At 59.4% G+C, this 22,500-nt stretch carries 15 protein-coding genes and 1 pseudogene; 9 read left to right on the forward strand and 7 right to left on the reverse strand.

The window, feature by feature from the left end:
* Window positions 1-3 precede the first annotated feature (3 nt).
* The 6 genes from HG800_RS02615 to HG800_RS02640 all read left to right on the forward strand — a co-directional run bounded on the left by HG800_RS02615 (window position 4) and on the right by HG800_RS02640 (window position 6,453).
* The gene (locus HG800_RS02615; protein WP_169973356.1) at window positions 4-1,512 is read left to right on the forward strand and encodes an STAS domain-containing protein; all 1,509 of its coding nucleotides are present in this window, start codon (window positions 4-6) and stop codon (window positions 1,510-1,512) included.
* A 91-nt stretch (window positions 1,513-1,603) separates the two neighbouring features.
* Window positions 1,604-2,263, forward strand: coding sequence for an NYN domain-containing protein (locus HG800_RS02620; protein WP_169973358.1), 660 nt, complete (start codon window positions 1,604-1,606; stop codon window positions 2,261-2,263).
* 367 nt (window positions 2,264-2,630) lie between these two features.
* Window positions 2,631-3,878: an ADP-forming succinate--CoA ligase subunit beta gene (sucC, locus tag HG800_RS02625; protein WP_169973361.1), complete on the forward strand. Its 1,248-nt coding sequence runs from the start codon at window positions 2,631-2,633 to the stop codon at window positions 3,876-3,878.
* A gap of 131 nt (window positions 3,879-4,009) precedes the next feature.
* Complete coding sequence (gene sucD / locus HG800_RS02630) at window positions 4,010-4,894, forward strand: succinate--CoA ligase subunit alpha (RefSeq protein ID WP_169973363.1); 885 nt, start codon at window positions 4,010-4,012, stop codon at window positions 4,892-4,894.
* A gap of 137 nt (window positions 4,895-5,031) precedes the next feature.
* Entirely contained in the window at window positions 5,032-5,535 is a 504-nt protein-coding gene (locus HG800_RS02635; RefSeq protein WP_390622603.1) for an NUDIX domain-containing protein, read from the forward strand.
* Window positions 5,536-6,102: 567 nt separating this feature from the next.
* Window positions 6,103-6,453, forward strand: a complete 351-nt coding sequence (locus HG800_RS02640; RefSeq protein WP_169973367.1) for an RNA recognition motif domain-containing protein — start codon at window positions 6,103-6,105, stop codon at window positions 6,451-6,453.
* A gap of 449 nt (window positions 6,454-6,902) precedes the next feature.
* Here the strand turns inward: HG800_RS02640 and HG800_RS02645 are convergent, their stop codons facing one another.
* The gene (locus tag HG800_RS02645; RefSeq protein WP_169973369.1) at window positions 6,903-7,520 is read right to left on the reverse strand and encodes a SprT-like domain-containing protein; all 618 of its coding nucleotides are present in this window, start codon (window positions 7,518-7,520) and stop codon (window positions 6,903-6,905) included.
* Between the two features lie 269 nt (window positions 7,521-7,789).
* On the opposite strand from HG800_RS02645, the gene HG800_RS02650 reads away from it, so the two are divergent.
* The 3 genes from HG800_RS02650 (at window position 7,790) to HG800_RS02660 (ending at window position 13,152) form a co-directional block, all read left to right on the forward strand.
* Complete coding sequence (locus HG800_RS02650) at window positions 7,790-9,292, forward strand: arylsulfatase (protein ID WP_169973371.1); 1,503 nt, start codon at window positions 7,790-7,792, stop codon at window positions 9,290-9,292.
* A 382-nt stretch (window positions 9,293-9,674) separates the two neighbouring features.
* Window positions 9,675-11,636 carry a DUF1549 and DUF1553 domain-containing protein gene (locus HG800_RS02655; RefSeq protein ID WP_315851953.1) on the forward strand — a complete coding sequence of 654 codons (1,962 nt, stop codon included), beginning with the start codon at window positions 9,675-9,677 and terminating at the stop codon, window positions 11,634-11,636.
* Between the two features lie 145 nt (window positions 11,637-11,781).
* On the forward strand, window positions 11,782-13,152 hold the full coding sequence (locus tag HG800_RS02660) for a DUF1501 domain-containing protein (protein ID WP_235963191.1): 1,371 nt from the start codon (window positions 11,782-11,784) through the stop codon (window positions 13,150-13,152).
* 17 nt (window positions 13,153-13,169) lie between these two features.
* On the opposite strand, the gene HG800_RS02665 is transcribed toward HG800_RS02660, so the two are convergent.
* The 6 genes and pseudogenes from HG800_RS02665 to HG800_RS02690 form a co-directional block, all read right to left on the reverse strand.
* Entirely contained in the window at window positions 13,170-13,949 is a 780-nt protein-coding gene (locus HG800_RS02665; protein ID WP_169973375.1) for an SDR family NAD(P)-dependent oxidoreductase, read from the reverse strand.
* Window positions 13,950-14,033: 84 nt separating this feature from the next.
* Window positions 14,034-16,172, reverse strand: a complete 2,139-nt coding sequence (locus tag HG800_RS02670; RefSeq protein WP_169973377.1) for a DUF1501 domain-containing protein — start codon at window positions 16,170-16,172, stop codon at window positions 14,034-14,036.
* Window positions 16,173-16,249: 77 nt separating this feature from the next.
* Entirely contained in the window at window positions 16,250-17,623 is a 1,374-nt protein-coding gene (locus tag HG800_RS02675) for a DUF1552 domain-containing protein (RefSeq protein ID WP_169973379.1), read from the reverse strand.
* Window positions 17,620-20,895: a DUF1592 domain-containing protein gene (locus HG800_RS02680; RefSeq protein WP_169973381.1), complete on the reverse strand. Its 3,276-nt coding sequence runs from the start codon at window positions 20,893-20,895 to the stop codon at window positions 17,620-17,622. The genes HG800_RS02675 and HG800_RS02680 overlap by 4 nt, the downstream gene beginning before the upstream one ends.
* 213 nt (window positions 20,896-21,108) lie before the next feature.
* The gene (locus HG800_RS02685; RefSeq protein ID WP_169973383.1) at window positions 21,109-22,149 is read right to left on the reverse strand and encodes a sugar phosphate isomerase/epimerase family protein; all 1,041 of its coding nucleotides are present in this window, start codon (window positions 22,147-22,149) and stop codon (window positions 21,109-21,111) included.
* Window positions 22,150-22,281: 132 nt separating this feature from the next.
* Window positions 22,282-22,500: pseudogene (locus HG800_RS02690) on the reverse strand (hypothetical protein); the annotation flags it as partial.

The following is a 22,500-nucleotide window of genomic DNA, read 5'->3' on the forward strand; positions in this document are numbered from 1 at the left end:
TTGATGATGGAATGCGCGCGCACCTCGGCGGCCAATCGGGCCGATCGCGGACCGCATGAGGTCCGCGCTCAGTGTTTCGGAGAGCGGGAATCAGACCGTCTGGTTGAGGACTGGATCACCTCTCGCATCGAGGGAGTTTCTCGACGATCGGGAAAGCGCTCCGGTCCTGATCAGCTCCCGATTGATTCCGCCCTCCGCCGAGTTCGCAATCCAGAATCTCTCGAAACGCAACGGACCTTTCGGCATCAGGGCTGGAAACGGCTTCGGATCGAGCATCGGGGTGATGTGACGGTCGTTCAATTACTCGACCAACGCCTGACTCATGATGTTCCGTTGGCGGAACTGCGCGGTGAGCTCCGAGACTTGACGACCGCCGGGTGTTTGCGAATTGTCTTGAACCTGTCTCGAGTCGAGCAAGTCTCCAGCCAGTTTCTTGAGATCCTCACGACCCTCGATCGCCTCTGCTCAAATCGACCGGGAGGTCGAATGAAGCTCTGCAATGTTGGTGCGGAGGTTTTGCGAATCATCGACCTTTGTGGCCTCGAAGAGATGCTCGAAGTTGCTCCGGATCTTCATTCCGCGTTGAGCGGTGACTGGCCGGTCGCTGTCAGTCCGGTTCCGGTCGAACTGTTCGACGTTTTGAGTCAGCGATCGGATTCGCCCTCGGAGTCTCGTCAGGTGATCGAAACTCGACCTTCCCAGGCTGATGAGTTGCACGCGGTCCGATCCCAGATCTATCTGACCGTTCAACGCGATGGGAATGTGCTTGGAACTCTTCGAATTCCCGAAAATGGCTTACGGATCGGGCGTGATGCTCCGTGTGAACTTCGGCTCCGCCATCCCTCGGTCAGTCGAGTTCATGCCTGGATTGGTCTTCGAGACGGTCAATTGTGTCTTGATGATCTGGGTTCGAGCAATGGAACGGTGATCGGTGCACATCGGTTCCGATCGACCTCGGTTGCAATGATGATGGGTGGCGCGTTTTCGATCGGTCCGTATCGTCTCGAGCCTTCCGCAATCGGCTCTCCGGTGGGGGGCCAGCAATCGCCCCACAGGGTGATGGAAAGGAATTTCAGGGAGGAAACTGGGAATGGTGAGTCGGGAGGGAACTCAGAGACGATCGAAGGTTCGTCGTCTGACCTCGACGTTCAAACACCCTCGTGCATGCGAATTGAGCAGATTGACGATGTGCTTGTCCTTTCCCCGACAATCAGCCAGTTCGATCTGGATGACACGATTGAGCCGTTGCGCGATTGCCTGGACTGGCTGACTCGACAGCCGAACGCGATCGTGAATGTCGTGATCAACCTTGCTCCCGTCGCCTCGCTCTCGGGACGGGCCATCGGGGTTTTGATGGCTTATTCGCTCAAGCTGAGACGTCATGGGGGGAACCTCCGGCTTGCACAGCCATCGCCGACGGTCCTCGTTGCACTCGAAATCGTCGGGCTTCCAACGCTGATCGAGACGTTTCCGAGCCTCGATGAGGCGGTCCTGAACCGCTGGCCAAATTGAACGGCGCGTTTGCCGCAACGCCGGTTCTTGACTATACTTTCGTAAAGGAGCCTAAACACCGAACTGCAGCATCGTCGACCGGGTGATCCCGATGAGATTGCTGATTGACGGCTACAACCTGATGCATGCTGCCGGACGAATGAACCGTCGATTCGGTCCGGACGGATTGCGCAGGGCTCGGCTCCGATTCCTGAATGAACTCGCGCTCAAGCTTGGTGTGGACCAATCCAGTACGACGACGATCGTCTTTGATGCGTCAAGCCTACCGCTCAATCAGGCCCCCGAGTCGATCTGCAAGGGGATGACGGTCATCTATGCGATCGACGATGACGACGCCGATACCAGGATCGAACGTCTGATTGCTCAGGATTCGGCCCCTCGATCGCTCATGGTCGTCTCCAGTGATCGCCGAATTCGCAGAGCCGCAGAGCGGCGCAGGGCGACGTCTCGCTCCTCCGACGATTTTCTCGATGATCTTGAGACGCTCCGGTCGGATCGACATGCGCACGTGAAGGCAACGATGCGTTCGAACGAGGCAGATCGGGCACAATTGGACCCGCTTTCTGAGGAAGAAGTGGATGCCTGGGTCCTTGAATTTGAGGAGCCCATCGCCTCTCTCTCTGCCTCAACTCAAGACACGCCCCCGTCTTTGGATTGGTGGACTGATCTGGACCTAGATCAAGTCTCCAAGGAGGTTGAGCAAGAATTTCGCCACGATCTTCGCCTGATTCCCCGCAAACCTCGACGTTGAGGTCGTGCAGTGGGGACTGGCAGTGCGCCTCGCTCGTTTGGTAAAACCAATCGCAGCCACGATGCGAGGATTCAAGAGAGACGTTTCGGTTTGTCCTGCGTTGAGCTGAGCGATTCGTTGCGATCGACGGTGATGATCCGGGATTCTCGGCCCCATCCAGCGATTCCATCTTCCACGAAGTGAACCGCTGAGACCTGGAACCTCGTCGATTGATTCGAGGCAATCTCTCGATCTCAATCGATCAGGAGTCCTCTGCTCCACGACCAGTCAGTGTTTTTCCCTCGAACATCCCTGTATGGGACACCATAGGTTCGAACGACTCCAGAAGTCCGAGGCCGACTCGAATTCCGAAGGATAGCGACCGACGATGAAGATTCACGAATACCAGGGCAAGGACCTCTTGAAGGCCGCCGGAGTCGCCGTCCAAGAGGGGAAAGTCGTCACGACTCCCGAGGAAGCCGCCCGAGCGTTTGGGGAACTCGGCTGCGCGCTGGCCGTGGTCAAGGCCCAGGTTCATGCCGGTGGCCGAGGCAAGGGGATCGCTATCGGTCCGGACGCGGATCGAGCCGAGGCTTTGGCCATTGCATCCGGTCAGACGCCTCGCCCCGAAGGTGTGGCACGAGGCGTTCAGCTCGTTCGATCCGCTGAAGAGGCGAGCAAGGCTGCCGAAAGCCTGCTGAACAAGACCCTCATCACGTATCAGACCGGAATCGAAGGAGCGAAGATCAACAAGGTTCTCGTTGCGGTCGGTCATGACATCTCGCGAGAGCTTTACCTTGGCCTGGCAGTTGATCGTGCGGTGCAAGCTCCGGTCTTGATGGCCTCGACCGAGGGAGGGGTTGAGATCGAGGATGTCGCTCAAAAGACTCCCGAAAAGATTCACCGAGAAACGATTGATGTGGGAATGGGACTGGCGGATTTCCAGGCCCGCAAGCTGGTGAAGGCCCTTCAGCTTGAGGGACCAGCAGCAAAGAATGGTCAGAAGTTCTTCAAGAATTTCGTACGATTTTTTCTAGATTCCGATTGCTCACTTGCCGAAATCAACCCGCTCATTGTCACCGATGCCGGCGAAGTCCTCGCGCTCGACTGCAAACTGAATTTCGATGACAACGCGCTATACCGGCACCCCGACATTGCCGCCTTGATCGACCCCGCCGAGGAAGATGCGAACGAGATGAGGGCCGCCGAGCACGGCCTCTCCTACGTTCAACTCGACGGCGATATCGCCTGCCTGGTGAATGGGGCCGGGCTGGCCATGTCGACCATGGATGTCATCAAATATCATGGTGGTGAGCCGGCGAATTTCCTCGATGTGGGTGGTGGGGCGAACAAGGATCAGGTCCTGGAAGCATTCCGGATCCTCCTGGCATCGGACAAGGTCAAGGCAGTCCTGGTGAACATTTTCGGTGGAATTATGAAGTGCGACACGATCGCCGCCGCACTTCTGGCCGCCTATGACGAGATTGACTTCAAGCTCCCGCTGGTCGTCCGACTTGAGGGGACAAATGTCGAGCAAGGCATGAAATTGCTCGAAGAGTCGGGACGAAAGATCATCACGGCGAAGGGCCTGACCGACGCGGCCCAGAAGGTCGTTGCCGCGGCGAAGTCTGCCTGATCGGTCCTGGCACGATCCTCGATTCCCGATTGTCGTAGAAATCACGACGGAATCCTGTGGGGTGGGCGACGCCCATCGTTTCTTGATCGGTGGGTTTGCCCACCTTGACACGCCCAGAATCCCAGAAGACCATGAGCATCCTTGTCGATAAAAACACCCGACTGATTTGCCAGGGCATTACCGGAAAGGCCGGAGCCTTCCATTCCGAGCAGTGTAAGGCGTACGGGACTCAGCTCGTGGGTGGTGTCACCCCCGGGAAAGGAGGAACGACGACCCTGGGAGTTCCGGTCTTTGACACGGTCGATGAAGCGGTGAACGAGACGGGAGCCGATGCTTCCATGATCTTTGTTCCCCCTCCCTTCGCAGCTGATTCCATTATGGAAGCGGCCGATGCTGGCATCCGGGTGATTATTGCGATCACTGAGGGGATTCCGGTTCTGGACATGGCCCGCGCCATGGCCTATTTGAAGGCACATCACCCGTCTGCCCGCCTTGTGGGTCCGAACTGTCCAGGAGTGATCACTCCGGGAGCCTGCAAGATTGGGATTATGCCGGGATATATCCACAAGCCGGGACGAGTTGGAGTGGTGAGCCGATCCGGTACGTTGACCTATGAAGCGGTCTGGCAGTTGACGAACCTCGGGATTGGCCAGAGCACCTGCGTCGGCATTGGTGGGGACCCGGTCAACGGGACCGACTTTGTCTCGGTCCTGAAAATGTTCCAGGACGATCCTGACACGGATGCCGTAATGATGATGGGAGAAATTGGCGGCAACGCCGAAGAGCAGGCGGCGGCCTATGTGAAGTCGGGGGCATTTACCAAGCCGATCGCGGCCTTCATTGCCGGTCAAACCGCTCCTCCAGGCAAGCGTATGGGGCATGCGGGTGCCATCATTTCTGGAGGATCAGGCAAGGCTTCGGACAAGATCGCCGCGCTCGAACAGGCAGGGATTCTGGTCGCAAAGAGTCCGGCCGACATGGGGGTCACGCTGCAGTCGGCCATGGCCAATGCCTGACGGGATTGCTCCTGGAACCAGGCCTCAACCCTTGGAGCCATCCGTTGGCGTCTGATCGATCTTCGAAATCACTTCATCGCAACAGCGAAGGCCCGACCGGAGGGGTCAACAATCCCTGGACGACCCTTTCCGGCTCGATTCACTATGAAAATGCCTGGATCTCCGTCCGGGAAGACCAGGTGATTCGACCTGATGGGGCTCCTGGGATTTACGGAGTCGTTCACTTTAAAAATCGAGCGATCGGCGTGCTGCCGGTCGAAGAGGATGGCTCGGTCTGGCTCGTGGGCCAGTACCGATATCCGCTCGATGCCTATTCCTGGGAAATCCCAGAGGGGGGATGCCCTCCAGGGGAGTCTCCGGAGGAAACTGCCCGGCGGGAACTGGTCGAGGAAACCGGTCTGACTGCCGGGCATTGGGAGTTCCTCGGGACAATGCATCTGTCCAATTCCGTGAGTGATGAGGTGGGATACCTCTATCGAGCCACCCAACTGACTCCTGGACCAAATCAGCCCGAACCAACGGAACAACTGGAAGTCCGACGCGTTTCCTGGATCGAGGCACGTGCGATGATCGATCGAGGCGAAATTACCGATTCGATGAGTGTGGTTGCCTTGCTCAAAGAGGCCCTTCGTCGTTTCTGAGATTCCGCACACGATCACACTCTTTCAGAATCGTGCAGGAGAAGGAGCGCCGTACGGGCTCAATTTTGGGGCATGCCGAGAGCCCGATTTGAGTCGATTTAGAATAGTTCACATTCTGAATTAAGCACTATTTAGTATTATTTGTTCGATCATCGCTCCAGGACGGAATTTCTCCCGTGATTTCAAAGCTGACCTGATTCGAGTCAATGGCTGTGTGTATGTGCCTGGTCATTTCCTGGTCGGCAATCGAAGGAAACTGGAACTCCATCGCTCCGGTTCGGGGTCGAAGCTAACGAAGTCTTTCTTGAGCATGGAATGAGGTCGCGCGACAGTTCTGATTCGATCTTCCCTCCGAATCGAAGTCAGATGCTATCTTCGCTGCCAGTTCTCTGTTATCATGAAAACCGGTTGGTTTGACGACCGAGTGAGCGAGGTGGGACCGTTACTGGCACCTGCATCCGTCTTCCTCCTTCGCCGTTCCCGCCAATTCGGGCTTACGCTGAGCCCCTTTCTCTCCGGCCCGGAAAGTCACGAAGGGCCGGTCTGTTTGCGTCCAGGAGAGCAGTGGTGGGCAAGAAACTCTACGTCGGCAACCTGACCTACTCGGTCAATAGTTCAGACCTGGAGCAGTTGTTCTCGCAGTTTGGCACCGTCCAAAGTGCGCAGGTCATCGAGGACCGGGAAACGGGTCGCAGCAAGGGATTCGGCTTCGTGGAGATGGATACCGAGGCCGAGGCTCAGGCTGCGATCGACGGCTTGAATGATCGCGAACATGACGGCCGTCGGCTGACCGTGAACGAGGCCAAGCCCCGTGAAGACCGGGGTGGTGGCGGGTACGGAGGCGGCGGCCGAGGCCGGAGTGGCGGTGGCGGCGGTTACGGAGGCGGTGGTTATGGGGGCGGCGGTCGGCGTTATTGAGCTGCCGCTACGATGGGTTCATTCGAGGAGTTCGCGTGTGCGGGCTCCTCGATCGCTCCGGCGGTCGCCCCTGGAACGGCTTCCTCGGTGACCTGTTCCCCTTCCACCGGGAGCCCTTGATGAATTCGAAGCATCTGCATACCCCGGTCTCGACCCGCGCACGCTGCCCTGTCTGCCAGCAGCCTGTTTACTCGCGGGCCGGGATTCATCCGCAATGCGCTGTACGACAGGCCGAACTCCCGCGTCAAAAAGTCAAGGCGACGAAGTCTTCTCCTGAATCGTCGACTCCCATTGCCGGGGGCACCGAAGCCGTTTGAGGTCCACACCAGGGTTCGGTTTTCCACTCCGCTTCGTCTGATTGTGCTTGTCCCGTCACCCTCGGGTGTCCGGAAGAACCATGGTTCTTGGTGCGCGCATGTCGTCGATTCTTGCTCGACGACCCGACGTGTTCATTCAGGTGTTCTCGGACGCCAGACGAGTTCAAGACGTTGTGAGCATCGACAGCGGTACACCCCACTCTTTGGTCTACGAACTCGGAAGTATTGCGTTCCGCACGCTGCACAGGTCGATTCCCATCGAGCGTTGCACTGCGCTGTGAGTGGTACTTCAGGCATTCGAGCCGGATCTCCTTTGTACTCAAAGGTCAAGGGGGAGCGGGCGGCACATTTGCAACGGTAGCCGCTCAGGCTCTTCGGTTGGCGATAGTAGTGGACGGTTTTCTGACACGATGGACAGGTTGCCTGCCAGTCTCCTGGCTGCACGGCAAGGGTGTTCGATGTCTCGCAGGATCGAGGAGTGGCTCCCAGTCGGATCGCGACGGCCTTCCAGGCTGGGCCGTGTCCGGCATCTGGCCCGGCGATCGCGTGAGCAATTTCGTGCAAGAGGGTGTCACGCACCATCTCGTCTGGGTTGTTTCGGACGTGATATTCGGCAATTTCGATCCGTTTAAGTCGATACTTACACGCTCCGAGGCGGCGTTTGGTCTGTGCCAGTCCGAAGGTCCACCCGTGCAAACCTTGTTTGCGCAATTCGTGATGGGCGATGGCGTGCAGTTGCTCCAGATCCATGAGTCTTTCTCATCCATTAATGGCTCATGAGGAATCGGTCGAACCTGGCGTTGCTTTGAGCCTGTAAGGTCCGAATCGCAAGGGACCGAACGGTTCTGGTTGGGTTGTTGGGGGGATCCCTTCGAACACTGGCGGAAAGGTCCATGGAGGTTCCCTGGCGGCAGCTTCCTGTTTGATCCTCGGAGAATCCTCCGAGAGGATGGTCGACTCGGGGTGCGGATTGGAATCGAACTTTGAGGAACGCGGCCGATCAAGACCGAGGATATGCCATGAGTCGATCGCAGACGACCGTGATTGTTCGAGCCGTCTTCACCCTGATTCTTGCTTTGGGAGGAAGCAACAGGGTCCATGCGACCGACGACCGTCCTCCAAACGTGGTGCTGATCTTGGCCGACGACCTCGGTTACGCCGAGCTTGGTTGCTTTGGTCAGAAACGGATTCGGACACCAGTTCTTGATCGACTGGCCTCACAGGGAATGCGACTCACCTCATTCTACAGCGGCAGTCCTGTCTGCGCCCCGGCTCGCTGTACCTTGATGACTGGCAAGCACACGGGCCATTCCTTTATTCGGAACAATGGCAATCCTCCGGGCCGAATCCGGGATGACGATCGTGGGCTCTTTCCCGGCCAGAATCCCATTCCTGACCGAGAGGTCACGCTTGCCGAGTTGTTCAAGGAACGAGGGTACGCGACCGGAGCGATCGGGAAGTGGGGACTCGGCTTTGAAGGGTCGTCCGGCGACCCGAACCGGCAGGGATTTGACCTGTTCTTCGGCTATCTCTGCCAGGCTCACGCACACAATCACTATCCTCGCTTTCTCTGGAAAAATGGCGAGAAGGTGCCGCTTGCCGGAAACGATCGGGGCCAGACGGGGGCCATCCACGCTCAGGAGGCATTCTCTGATGAGGCACTCCGGTTCGTCAAAGAAAACCAGGATCGCCCCTTCTTTCTTTACTTGCCGGTCACGATCCCTCACGTCTCGATCCAGGCTCCCGAGGAGTGGATCGCCCGGTACCGTGGCACGCTGGGCGATGATCCCGAATGGATCAACGAAAACCCGAGGGGATATACTTCGCATCCGACGCCCCACGCGGGGTACGCAGCGATGGTCAGCTATCTTGACCATGAGATTGGCAGGCTTCTCGAAGCCATCGAAGAACTCGGCTTGAACGACGACACGATCGTCTTTTTCTCGTCTGACAACGGTCCGACACACGACCGGGTGGGCGGCGCCGACAGTCCATTCTTTGACTCGACCGGTCCCTTCCGAGGGCTGAAAGGGCAGGTGTACGAGGGGGGCCTCCGCGTGCCGACGATCGCTCGGTGGCCCGGCCGCATCCCGGAAGGAACCACCACCGATGTCGTCGGATACTTCCCGGATATTCTGCCAACACTGCTCGACCTGGCAGGCTCGGCAGACCTGATCCCTGACGACATCGACGGTCTGAGTCTGGCTCCAACCTTACTCGGCAGACCTGAGGATCAGTCGCGGCACGCGTATCTCTACTGGGAATTTCCTGCCTACGGAGGTCAGCAGGCGCTTCGCCTCGGCAACTGGAAAGGGGTTCGCACCGACTTGATGCGAGGCAAGGATCTGAGCATCGAACTGTACAATCTCGCATCTGATCCTGGAGAGTTGCACGACCTGGCTAGCGAACACCCCGAGCTGGTTTCGAGGATTGAGCGGCTCATGTTCGAGGCCCGAACCCAGTCTCCGCTCTTTCCCTTCCCAGCGCTTGACGCTCTGGAAGCTCCGCCTGAGCTCCGATGAGGTACGCGGTTGGTCAGGAGTCCGGAGTTTCTCAGAAGGAGGAATGGTGTTGCTGGACTCCATGGACCGACATCGCTAGAATCTTTGTTTAACCTCGAATGATCACGGTCGTTGTATCACGCCAACCCGATTCTTTTGAACCGACGCGAGGACGGGCGGGCTGGCCCTGCAATGGGTCTTGAGGTGAACCCGACAATCCTCGCGAGGTCTTCCCCCGGGCGAGAGGATCATGGTCTTCGCTTCCCCTGGCCGGCAGACTTCCCTGGTAAGGATTCGAGGGATCAGTGTGTTCCTCGGGTTGGTTCTGAGCACGACGGTTCCCTCGATGGTTGTGGGGGAGGATCTCGCAGATTGGGCCTGGACGCCTCCGGATCGTCCGACCGTGCCTCAGCCGATGTTGATCGACTGGGTGAAAAATCCGATTGATGCCTTTATCCTGCGGGGGATGGAGGAGTTCGGACTGGAGCCTGCACCGTCTACCGATCGAGCAACCCTTCTCCGCCGAGTGAGCTTTGATCTGACAGGACTCCCCCCGACGCCCGAAGACGTTGAGGCGTTTCTGGGTGACTCGAAGCCGGATGCCTATGAGCGGGTTGTCGACCGACTTCTAAACTCACCGCATTATGGAGAGCGATGGGGAAGGCACTGGCTTGATGTGGTCCGATACGCGGACAGTGACGGATACGAGTATGACGATGCTCGCCCCCATTCCTGGCGATACCGCGATTGGGTGATCAATGCGCTGAACGATGATCTGCCCTACGACCGTTTCGTTCTCGAGCAAGTTGCGGGCGACGAGCTTTCACCGGATGATCCGATCGCCCACGTTGCAACGGGTCTCCATCGGCTCGGGCCGCTTCGTCTGAACGCGGGCAACCAGGAAGAGGAGAAGAACCGACAGGAAGTCTTGACCGAGATGACCGACATGATCGGATCGGCCTTCCTCGGTCTGACGATCGGCTGTGCCCGATGTCATGACCACAAGTTCGATCCGATTCCTCAGGCCGACTACTTTCGTCTTCAGGCGTTCTTCGCCGGGACTGAATTTCGAGACCTCTCGCTCGCCTCTGACTCGGAGCAGCGGGCATTCGACGAGCGATTGGAGCGATGGAAGTCGAGACGCGATCGGCTCCGAAAGGAGTTGCGTTCGCTGGATGAATCAGGATCAGGAGAAGACCCTGCTCGCCGCGACGAGCTGGTTACCGCGATCGACGCCCACGACGCGACCAAGCCTGAGCCTCCGGCCGGGGTGATGACCGTCTCAGAGGTTGAGTCACATGCGCCGCCGACGTTCATCCTGTTTCGTGGGGAACCTGGTCATCATCTCGACCAGGTTGATCCTCAGTTTCCGGGAGCGATCAACGGTCCGGACCCTCATCGGATGTCAAAAACAGCGGCTCAGTCGGGGACGGCGGGGCGTCGCGCATCGCTGGCAAGGTGGCTGGCTGATCCATCGCACCCGCTGACGGCTCGCGTGATGGTCAATCGCCTCTGGCAGCACCACTTCGGACGGGGGTTGGTGGCCACCCCGAATAATTTCGGCATTATGGGCGAGCCGCCGACCCATCCGGATTTGCTTGACTGGTTGGCGGTCGAGTTCGCCGAGGGTGGCTTCCGATTGAAGGCGATGCACCGGTTGATGGTCACTTCAGCAACGTATCGGCAGTCGTCGAAGGGATCGGATCAAGGTCTGGAGGAGGATCCGGATAACCTATTGCTCAGCAGGATGCCTCGGCGTCGGCTGGAGGCGGAAGTCTTGCGTGACCAAATTCTTGCCGTGGCCGGTACTCTGAACCGGACTCCTGGAGGGCCGGGAGTTCGATTACCCCTGGAACCCGAGGTTGCGAATCAGGTTTACAAGGGGAGATGGGAGCCGACCCCCGATCCCGATGAATACACAAGGCGAAGCATTTACCTGTTTGTGAAGCGCAATATTCCGCTGCCCTTCATGGAAGCGTTCGATGCGCCGGATACGCTGGTCTCTTGCGGTGAGCGGAACATCAGCATTCACGCCGGCCAAGCGCTGGCCTTGTTGAACAGTTCGCTTCTCGACGAACAGTCACGAAACTTCGCGAGGCGTTTGCTCGCCGAGGTTGGGCCGGACCCGGACCTTCTGGCTGACAGAGCGATCGAGTTCGCGTTGTCACGCCCGGCTCGGCCAGAGGAACGAGCGCGAGCCCGGCAGTTTCTTGAAGGCCAGACCGCACTGTTGGAGGCCGAGGCCGAGGCGAAGGCCCCAGTTCCATCACTCCGTTCCGAAGGAGTTGATCCGGCCCTTTGCGCAGCGCTCTCGGACCTTTGCCTGGTCCTGATGAATCTCGATGAATTCCTTTATGTGGATTGATCAGTGCGATCATCCGCAGTCTTTCTGCCCCAGGGGTGATCTCGTGCGAAACAATCAGGCGTCGCACCCTGCCTTCTGCCCGGGGGCCTCGATCGCGCGGAGTCGCCGGGAGTTCCTTTCTCGAAGCGCACTCGGATTCGGATCGATGGCCGCCGCCTCTCTGCTCGCCCGGGACGGCCTCCTGCCCAAGGCGATGGCGGAGGAGGGACGTCTGAACGATCCACTCGGCGCCCGCGCTCCGCACTTCGAGCCGAGGGCCACGTCGGTCATTTTCCTGTTTCTGACGGGCGGGCCGAGCCAGATGGAGACATTTGACCCGAAGCCGATGCTCAACCGGCTCCACGGTCAGCGTACTCCGGAGAGCTTTGGCAAGGTCACGTTTCAGCAGACAAGCGACGAATCGCTGTTGCTCGGCTCGAAGCGGACCTTTCGGCCGTGCGGAGAGAGTGGCCTGGTGATGTCGGACCTCTTCCCGCACCTGGCGACCTGCGCGGATGACCTGGCGGTGATCCGTTCCTGTCACGCCGACAGCATCACCCACGCTCCGGCGATGTATCAGATGAACACCGGTCGAGAGTTGATGGGCCACCCGAGCCTCGGCTCCTGGGCGGTCTATGGGCTGGGGAACGGAACCGAGAACCTGCCGGCCTTCGTCGTGATGCTCGACCCTGCCGGCCCCTTGACGGGCGGGCCCCCTTGCTGGGGGTCAGGTTATCTGCCACCGGTCTATCAGGGGATGCCATTCCGGTCGGGAGAGACGCCACTCTTGAATCTTCGGCCCTCGGGGGGACGGAGCCGAGATCGACAGCGGGCTGCGCTCGACCTTCTACGCGACCTGAACCACGCCGGAGATCGGGATGCGGTCGACCCGGTTCTGGGGGCCCGGCTCGCGTCGTACGAGCTTGCCTTCCGAATGCAATCGCATGCAGTCGAGGCCGTCGATGTTGGCGGCGAGACGGAAGAAACCAAATCGCTTTACGGGCTCGACCGGCCCGAAACCGAGGAGTTCGGCAGACGCTGTCTGCTGGCTCGACGTCTGGTCGAGCGAGGGGTACGGTTCGTCCAGCTCTATCACGGCGGTGGGCCGGGCAACATGACCTGGGACGCCCATGGTGATATCGAGGAGAACCATCAGCGGATGGCAGGAGAAGCCGACAAGCCGATCGCAGGCCTCCTCACCGACTTGAAGCGTCGAGGATTGCTCGATTCGACGCTCGTGGTCTGCGGTGGCGAGTTTGGCCGTACACCGATGTCGCAGGGGAGCACCGGACGCGATCACAATCCCTTCGGTTTCAGCATGTGGCTCGCGGGAGGTGGGGTAAAGGGTGGTGTGATGGTTGGTGCAACAGACGAGATCGGCCTCCGCGCTGTCGAGTCGCCCAAGCACGTCCGAGACCTGCACGCGACCATCCTCCACTTGCTTGGGCTCGATCAGTTCGCGTTGACCGTGATCCACGACGGTCGCGAGGAAAAGCTTACGGATACTGGCGGACAGGTGATTTCGGAGATTCTCTGATCCGATCTGCTTGAGGCTTACCAGAGCGTGTAACCGCCGTCGATGACCAGGGTCGCACCGGTCATATACGATGAGGCGTCGCTGGCCAGGTACAGGGCAAGCCCGGCCAGTTCGTGGGGTTGGCCGAGCCGTCCCATTGGAACCATCGATTCCATGCTTGTGCGCAACTCGGGGCGTTCGGTGAACCAGCGGACGTTCGGATCGGTGAGAAAACCGCCGGGGGCGATTGCGTTGACCGTTACGCCGCGATCGGCCCAGTCGGCCGCCAGAGCCCGGGTCAACTGGATCATGGCGGCCTTGGCCGATTCGTAGCCCCGACCGCCGATCCCCTTGGTGGCGATCAGGCCGCTGATCGAGGCGACGTTGATTATCCGGCCCCACCCTTGAGAAAGCATTGCGCCGCCCAGGATCTTTGACCAAAGGAAGCAACTAGTCAGATTCAGGTCAATGATCCGTTGCCAATCGCTCAGGTCGAGGTCCTCGGTTGGGGTAGGGATGCGGCGTCCGCCGACGTTGTTGACAAGGATGTCGATCGAACCGAACTCGTCGAGTACCCGACAGGCCGCTGCCTCGCTTGACCCGGGGTCGCCCACGTCGACCGAAAGAAGGTCGATCCGACGGCCGGTGGTCGAGAGTTCCTGCTGTGCTGTGGCGAGTGTTTCGGGATCCCGGCCAATCAGGACGAGATCGGCCCCGGCTTCGGCAAGCCCTCGGGAGACCGCCAGTCCCAGCCCTCGGCTGCCACCCGTAATGCAGGCTCTCCGGCCATCGAGGCGAAATTGATCCAAAATGGTCATTACGATTCCTTGATTCTTCCGATCAGATTGGTCCGTCGTTCAGGCTGTTCGGATGGGCTCAGGGTGAGACGTGGCAACTTGAGATCAAAGCATATTCTCATGGCGAGGTCGGGCACTGAACCTCAACGAGACGTGATGGATCCTGAGCGCTGCCGAAGGGCTTTCCTGAGTGTTCGAGCCCTCAATGGCCTGCCCGGTTGTGTTCTGGACAACCACTGCAACCCCGAGGCCCTGGCCGATTGCGAAATTCACGTTCCCGGATGTCGAGCCGAGGTAGCGCTCAAGGGTGAAAGAGCGGGGTTCTCCAAAGGTTGGCCGGAAGTCGATCGAAGCGAGTTCCTGAACCTCTCTCGGATTCTTCGAGGAATTCGCAAAACGAAAGAGGACAAGTCGGCAGGAGAATCGACCGAGAAACTCCTCGTCGAACTGTTCCGGCGAGTCTCCGCTGCCGCTAGCGGTCACGGTGAAGGTGTATTCGCCTCCGCGAGCGGATCGGATCTCCTGCGCAAGGATAGCACTGGCTCCTGAAGCGACGGTGGCATTGGGAGCGACACCGAGAGCGATCTGGCGATCGGGGGTCTCGATTGGCCGGACGATCAGTCCGTTCGGCTCGGTTTCGGAACCGATTGGCCAGGCTCTCCAGCCTTTGTCTCGGCTTGAAGGAGTCACCGCGATGAGTGGTCGACCCGAGGAAAAGTCGGTATCGAGCAACTTGCTCGCGTCGTATGGGGGGACAAACGCCGGGTCTCCCCCCGGTTCGCAACGATCGAGCGTTGCAGGAGCATTACCGAGGAGCGAATACAAGGGCTCGCCACGTGTGATTGGCTGTGGGCGGCCGAGCTTATCTGGGAAGGTGCCGTGGTGATCGATCCCGAGTAAGTGGAAGATGGTGGCGGTGAGGTCGTGGGGCCGGATCGGTTCGGAGGCCGGCAGCGCACCGTCGCGATCGCTCGAACCGAAAACCTGTCCTCCGGAAATCCCGGCACCTGCCATCACGAAGCTGAAGACATTGCCCCAGTGATCGCGACCACCCTGCGCATTGATCCGAGGCGTTCGACCGAACTCGCCGATGGCCACAACCAGCGTTTCGTCGAGCAGTCCTCGCGATTCGAGGTCCTCAAGTAAGGCCGTAAAGGTGACATCGAACTGGGGGCAGAGGACATCCTGAAGGCGGTCGGCATTCTGTGCGTGGGTATCCCACATCGGATTATCAACGGCGGAATCGCCGGGTTCTCGGGTCCAGTTGACATGGACCAGTCGCACGCCGGCCTCGATCAGCCGACGAGCCAGCAGGACGGTCTGTCCCCAGGAATCTCGGCCGTAGCGATCACGAACCTTCGCGGGTTCCTGGCTCAGATCGAATGCGGCCCGAGCCCGACCCGAGGAGACAAGGTCGTAGGCATGCTGGGCATATCGATCCCAGCCGTCGAGGACTCCGCCCTGTTCAACCGCCCGGAGGTGTCCATCGAGCTGACCGAGCAAGGCTCGACGACGGTCGACCCGAAGTTGGGGAAGTTCGGGAGGAAGTTCGAGACCCTCAATGTGATAATCAATCGCTGCGGGATCACCGACGAATCGCTCCGGCTCCCAGGCTCTGCCAAGGAACCCAGCGGTTTGACCGGCGGGGGTCACACTGTCATTGAGCCGCATCAGGTCGGGAATCCAGACCGTCGAGAGGGCCGGCATCGTCTCGCTTGGCCGGAGCATCTTGACGATCGAGCCGAAGTAGGGCCAGTCCGTTGGCTTGATCTGGCGAGCGCTACCGGGGCCGTAAGGATAACCCGTCAAGACCCAGTAGCCGCTGACGTCGTGGTTCGGGTCGTCGGTGGCGATCGACCGGACGACCGCCAGTTTGTCCGCTATGCGGGCGGTGCGAGGGAGCAACTCGCAGAAGTGAATGCCAGGAACGTTGGTGGCGATGGGACGGAAAGGACCGCGAATCTCAGCGGGAGCGTCGGGCTTGGGATCGAAGGTTTCGTGCTGAGGGGGGCCGCCCTGGAGCCACAAGTAGATGACGTTCTTCGCCCGACCGAACGTCACGCCATCAAGCCCATGAGCGAGTGGAGAGGACGTCGGTCCGGCAATCGCCGGATTCGGGACGGCACCCGCCCGGAGCAGGTCGCCCAGGCCGAGGCCGAGAACGCTCAGGCCGCCGATGCGGAGCCATTCACGACGGCTCTGACCATCGCAGAGCCTCGTTGGTTGATCGTCAAGTCCGAACATCCGTCTCCTCCCCTCCGCGGAGCAAGTCCTTACGAAATCCCTGTTCAACGTATCGATCGAATCGACGACCCGCAATCTTACAGGTCCGCAAGAGGTCGATCAGCATCACCGAACTGGGTCAAGGAGACGCCCATCCGGTCCATCAGGGAGAGGTAGAGGCTACAGGCGCGGCGGTCCTCGTGGTTGCGATCGAGGTAGTCGAGCACGCGTCCGGTCGATAAGTCTCCACCTGCCCTGCCTGCCAGGAGGATTGGCATTTCGTCGGCCTGGTGCCGATCGCCGTCAAAGAGGTTTGAGCAACACATAAGTAGTGAGTGATCGAGCATTGTGCCGTCGCCTTCGGGAATCTGCTTGAGGCGGTCGAGCAGATAGGCGAACTGAGCGACATGGAACTGGTTCGTCTTGAGGTACATGGCCTCGAGTTCCGGCTCGCGTCCGTTGTGCGTCAGGTCGAGGTGTAGGCTGCCAGTTACGCCTTCGAGGAAGCCGAAATTCATCTGCGAGAGGTCGTTGTTGAGCATGCAGGTGACGATACGGGTTTTGTCCATCTGGAAGGCGAGGACGATGAGGTCCATCATTAGCCGCATGTGATCTGGGATGTCTTGCGGGATCTGATCTCCAGGACGAGGCAGATCGGGCTTCTCCAGCGTTGGTCGCCAGCCCTCAAGTCGGCCGTCTTTCGAGGCGCGATCCATGCGTTGTTCGACGTCTCGAATGGATTCAAGATACTCGTCCAGCTTGCGGCGGTCGTCGCGTCCGATCTGGTGTTTGAGTTCGTGGGCATCATTCAGCACATGGTCAAGAATTGAACGATCGAGGCGTCGGCCCTCGGTGTCTCCCACGAGAAGATCGTAGACCCGAGAGGGGTAAATTTCCTTGGTCGCCGGCTTCGTGTCGGTTGCCCATGAGATGCTTGAGCCGTAGATCATCGAGAGGCCGTCTTCGAGGCGAAGCTCGGTTGGCTCAATCCCAAGGACGAGGCTCGGGACGGTGGTTTTGCTGCCGATCTTTCGGGAGAGGAGCTGATCCATCGTCTGGCCGACACGGATCTCTCCCTGGTCGGTACTGACCCAGGCTCCAGAGAGGAGATTCGGCATTCGCCCGAGGTGGGCGCTTGCATGCCGAACGGCCTGCTCGTTGAACAGACCTCGGAGAAAAATCATGTCTTCACGGAAGGGGCGCATTGGTTCCAGGCCGGGGCCGATTTCCATGCCTGCGCCCCGCCCCCTGGCCCACCAGTGCTCCGGCTCGACACCATTGGAGAAGTAGATGCAAGCGAAGCGAACGGGTGGTCGAGAGTCATTGGTCGAGACGTAGCGCTTGCCCGTGTCCTCGGCTCGGATCGGAAATGAATCAAGCCAGGGAAGAGTGAGGGCCAACCCGCTGCTACCACGGAGGAACCCTCTTCGACTTATTGGGCGATCGCCCGCCGGATTCCGAGCAACGGTCATGATTCCCCTCCTGCCTCGCCTCGATCGGGAGGCACGATCGAGTCAGCGCGACGATTTCGGAACTGCTTGCTGGAGACGATCTGGATGATGAGCTCAGAGAATCGAGCGCCGTGGTTGAGCTCGTCGGTCATACGCTCGATCAGTGGTCGATCGGATGCCATCTCGGCTCGGCCGAGCGCATACCCCAGGAGCTTGGTGCTGAAGGTCTTGTAAAACTGGAGTCGTTCGCGATGAAGATAGTCCCGAAGTCCGTCGGGTCCAGAGATGATGGTCCCGTCGGCGAGTGTGCCGGAGGGGTCGATGGGTTGGCCGTCTCGGTACGAGTTGCGCCATCGCCCGAGCGGGTCAAACTGTTCGAGAGCGAAGCCAAGCGGATCGATCCGAGCATGGCAGTTGATACACGAGGCATCGGAACGATGGGCCTCCAGGCGCTGTCGAATGGTCAGGCCGTCGCCTCGAACGTCGTCGGCCGGGATCGAGCCCACATCAGCCGGAGGAGGAGGGACCGGCGTGCCCACCACGCGTCGCAACACCCAGTCCCCACGCTTGACAGCACTCGTCCTCAAGGGAGCGGAGGTCGCTGTGAGTAAAGCCCCGAGGCCGAACAGACCTCCTCGATGCTGGCGATCGAGTTGATTGACGCGAGTGAATGCATTGTCTGAGAGCGATTCGGATGCGATTCCGTAGTGCTCGGCGAGACGACGGTCGAGGAACGAGTAGTCCGCGAACAGGATGTCATCGACTGGTCGATCTTCACGGACGATGAACTCAAAGAAGGTGACGGCCTCCTCATACATCGAAGCCCGGAGCAGCTCGTTGAATTCGGGGAACCGGGTGGTGTCGATTCCCTGGTAGCGGTCGAAGCGATAGAAGCCAAGCCACTGGCCAAAGAACTCGGTCGCCAGTCTTCGTGCCTTTGGATCGCGGAGCATCCGACGGATTTGTCGATCCAGCTCGGTCGGGTCGCTCAGCCGGCCGGTTGTTGCCGATTGCAATAGTTCCTCATCGGGCATGGAGGACCAGAGAAAATAACTGAGTCGATTGGCCAGCTCCCCATCGGTGAGCGCAAAAATGCCGTCTTGATCAGTGGGTATGGACTCGACTCGATAGAGGAACGCTGGTGAAACGAGGATACGAGCCAGCAGCGTTCGGATGGCACGGTCGTGATCCAACTCGTGCACCACCCGTAGATCGCGATAGAAGCTTCGAAGGCGTTGCCGATCGTCCGGTGAGAGGGGACGCCGCCATGCGCGTTCCGCAAGGTGCAACGCATCCTCTACGTGACCCGGTTCGGCGTCTCGAAGCGCCTGTTGACTTGCGTCGTAGTCGTCTACAAGGCGACGGACGAACGCGGCAGGCTCGGGGGGTAAGCGGTCGATGTGAATCTGATCGAGTTCAGTGAGGGAGGAACCAGCAAGATCAAGGGAGAATTTCTCGATTGTGAAGCGAAGATTCCGATCGTGGTAGTCGAACGAGGTGAGCAGGTCCGTCCAGGCTTCATCCAACTGTCGTCGAGTCTCATCGTCGGCAATGTGTTCGACGAGGAAGGCGTCGTCACGGTGGTATTTGATCGCTGTGTGGAAGTGATTGCGTTCGGCAGTATTATAAGCGTTGTCGAACGGGGCAGGAATCGGATCACGATCCGACGGTGCCGGCTCGCGATGTGAGATGCTCGGGAGCAGGCGAGCGAACGCCGAAGCCCCCTGCCGCCATTCGTCGACAGACGGGTCGTTGGGGTCTGCCAGGAGTGACGATGTGCTGGAAAGTTCGGCGGGGATCGCGTTCCCGTGGTCCCAGTCCGCGATCCGACAGCGAACGACCCCAGACGTCGTGTCTGAATCTCGGAGAACGACGTCGACCATCAACCGGGCCGAGTCCGCCCCGACCGGAATTTGCAAGTCGACCTGGATGGTGGCTTCGCCAGTGATCACGAAGTCGTCTTCGCCGATTGAGGTGCCCTGCGGGCCCTGACCGAAGGATAGCCGTTGGGCCGTTTCTGGTGTCACGGAAGCGCGGAGCGGCTGGGGATCGCCTCGCCGACGTTCACGACTTTGGAACTGAACCCGAGGGTTTTTCCAAATGGTGAAGCCTGACCCGCCCGGTGGGTCACTGACCGTTGAAACCGAGACTTCAAATCGAGCAATTGGGGTGTCTTTGGGCCAACGGATCGGGACAACAAATGAGTGCTCTCGATCGAGCTGCACCGCACCGTCCGCCAACACGGCGGCTTCCTCCACGTCTCCGGTGGCTGCGGCGAGCGTGGATTGCCATTCGCGGAGGTCTTCAGCAAGCTCCTCGATGAGGATTCGAATCTCGTCCGCGTTTCGTTCTGAGGGCGACGGTAAGCATTGCCAGCGTTCGACAATCTCTGAGAGTGGGGACGCCATCTTTTGACGATTGAGGATGTCCCACAAATGTTCGCACAGTCGAATGCTCTGACCCTCACGTTGGGCAAGCTCGGGGAGGTCAACGTCACCCAGTCCGAGTTCGTTGCGGAATCTGTACTGCCAGGCGACAGCCATTGCCGCAGGGTAGCGTTCCAGTCCGAACGGCTCAGCCCCCTCCCCTGCACCAGCCCGAAACCCGTGCTCACGGTAAAGTTGCTGGATCCGAGAAATGGCAGACAGTTCGCGGCCAGTCTGGCCCGGGTCCGAAAAGAAGCGGAGAGGACCAGCTCCGACAACGGCGTGATCCGCGACGATCCTGGCCGCGTCCAGGTAACGTTCCAGGGTCGAATCTTGCATGAACTGTGCGCTGCCGGCATTGGTGAACCCTTCGCCGGAGACGGCGTCGCTTACGAATTGGTCGGAGACATTCAGATCGAGCCCTGTGAGATCGCGAATGGTGTAGGAGTACTCGGCACTGGTGAGCCGCCGCATGACGACCGGGCCTGGGTCTCCGGCGTGCTGCTCAACGTCGCGATCGAGGCCCTCTTGGATGGACCGGAGGATCATTTGTTTCCGAAGGTCCCCGGGCTGAGGCATGTACTCCGGTGGCATGGTACGCTCACGGAGGACGCGAGAGACTTTTTCCCACTCCTTGAAGTTTCGACCGAAGGCTTGTGTCTCGGCCATCGCTTCAAGGTTTACATGAGCCTCGGTCACCTCGTGGCCGTGGCATTCGATGCAATACCGTTGAAGAAACCGAGTCAGTTCCGGGACGGGCTCTTCGCTTGCCGCACGCTCAGAGGCGATACCCGTCAGTAGGCCGGTGAATAGTCCGACAGCAATCGCGGACCAACCCGAACCCTCGGACATCGAGGGGATTCGCATCTGAGCCTCCACTCCACCACGACCCCGAGCGAGGGATTGGAGATCCCTCAACGCTCAGCTGAGGAGATTGTTTAAAATCAAATTGACCATAGCCGCCAGGTCCACCGAATCCAAGAAAAAAGGGAAGGATTGGATCGCTCGATCGTGTTTCCGAGTGCGCGAAATGGCTTATTGGAGATCGTTTCAGGAGGGAATCGATTGATCTGAAAACGCTCAACGCCCGGCAAGGTTGGTCCGGGCAAAATCAAGGCAGGCAAGAACATTCGCGTCTTCGAGTTCGATTTGCTGTTCTGGAGGGAGTCCGCTCACCTGGGTTAGTTGATCCGATCGATTCTGACGGACCAGTCGAAGCGTATCGGCCAATCGGTGCCCAGACGCCTGGGACGAGTGCCAGTAGGAATCCTCGAGGCAAGGGACAACCAGCGGATCTCGGGTGATCATCTCCAAAGTCAGATTCAGACGCGGATTCGCGGAAAGCAAGATGCGGACCAGAGCTGGGACATCAATCATCCCGAGTCCGAGGGGGGCATCGTCGAGCAGAAAGCCACTGGGCGATTCGGAAAGACGGGCATCCTTCAGATGGGTCGAGACCGCGAAGGGAGCGAGCAGACGGACCGTCTCCTCAGGTCTCATGAGCAACGCGAGATCGTTGCCGATGTCCACAGTGGCGCCGATCGCCTCACTGCCGAGTTGAGTCAACAACTCAGCCAGTTCACTCGCATCACGGTCCTTGTGATTCTCGACGGCCAGGCGAATCCCTTCGGCTCGGGCGATCGGCTCGGCAAGTTGCAGCGATCGACGAGAGGTCTTGAGGAAGGTTTGGTAGGTGTCGGCCGAGTCGAAGGTCTCATATCGTCGACCGGATGCACAGACGGTTCGTACGATGGTGCTGCCACACGCTCGGACGCAACGTAACTCGGCCCGGAAACGGTCGAGATCGTCCTTCGATTGTGGAAGGCCAACCGATCCTTCGATGTACATTTCCCAATGCTCAGCCTGACGATGCATCTGACGAGCCTCGGCGAGGTCGAGCACTCCCAGCGGAGCCTGAATCCCAGCCGCCCCTCGGTCCCTGCAGAAGGACAGGAACCGTGGAGGCTTGAGAAACTCTCTTCCGTACTTTCGAGCGCGGATCGAGTAGGACGCAGTCCCAATCCCGATCGGAGCCTGGACGTCTCGATCGCTCGCCCCCATCACCATCGAGGCCGGGATTCCTGCGGTGCTGGCGAGGAAGGATCGTCGGTTGATCGTCATCGGTCATCCCTTCCTCGGGTCTTTCGGTAGGGGAACAGCAATGCTTCGGCTCATTAACCAGAGATTTCCCGATGGACACTCAACGACTGGATGACCATTCCGAAACCTCTGACATTCGTTCCGCATGAAAGATCAAGCATTCAATCCGGGCAGCCATTTCAAGGCATTTTCTCGAAAGATTTTTTGGAGGATCGGTTCGGGGAGACCGAGCCCCAACGTCGTCCGACCTTCGTATTCCATCGGCTCCTCGCTCGCAAAGAAGGTCCAGTCAAGCTCGTGACGGGCATTCATAACGCGGGCGGCCGAGGTTTCGTCTCCTCCTCGATAGGAAAAATCGGTCCCGTAAATGAT

This window comes from Tautonia rosea, from assembly GCF_012958305.1.
Taxonomy (GTDB): domain Bacteria; phylum Planctomycetota; class Planctomycetia; order Isosphaerales; family Isosphaeraceae; genus Tautonia; species Tautonia rosea.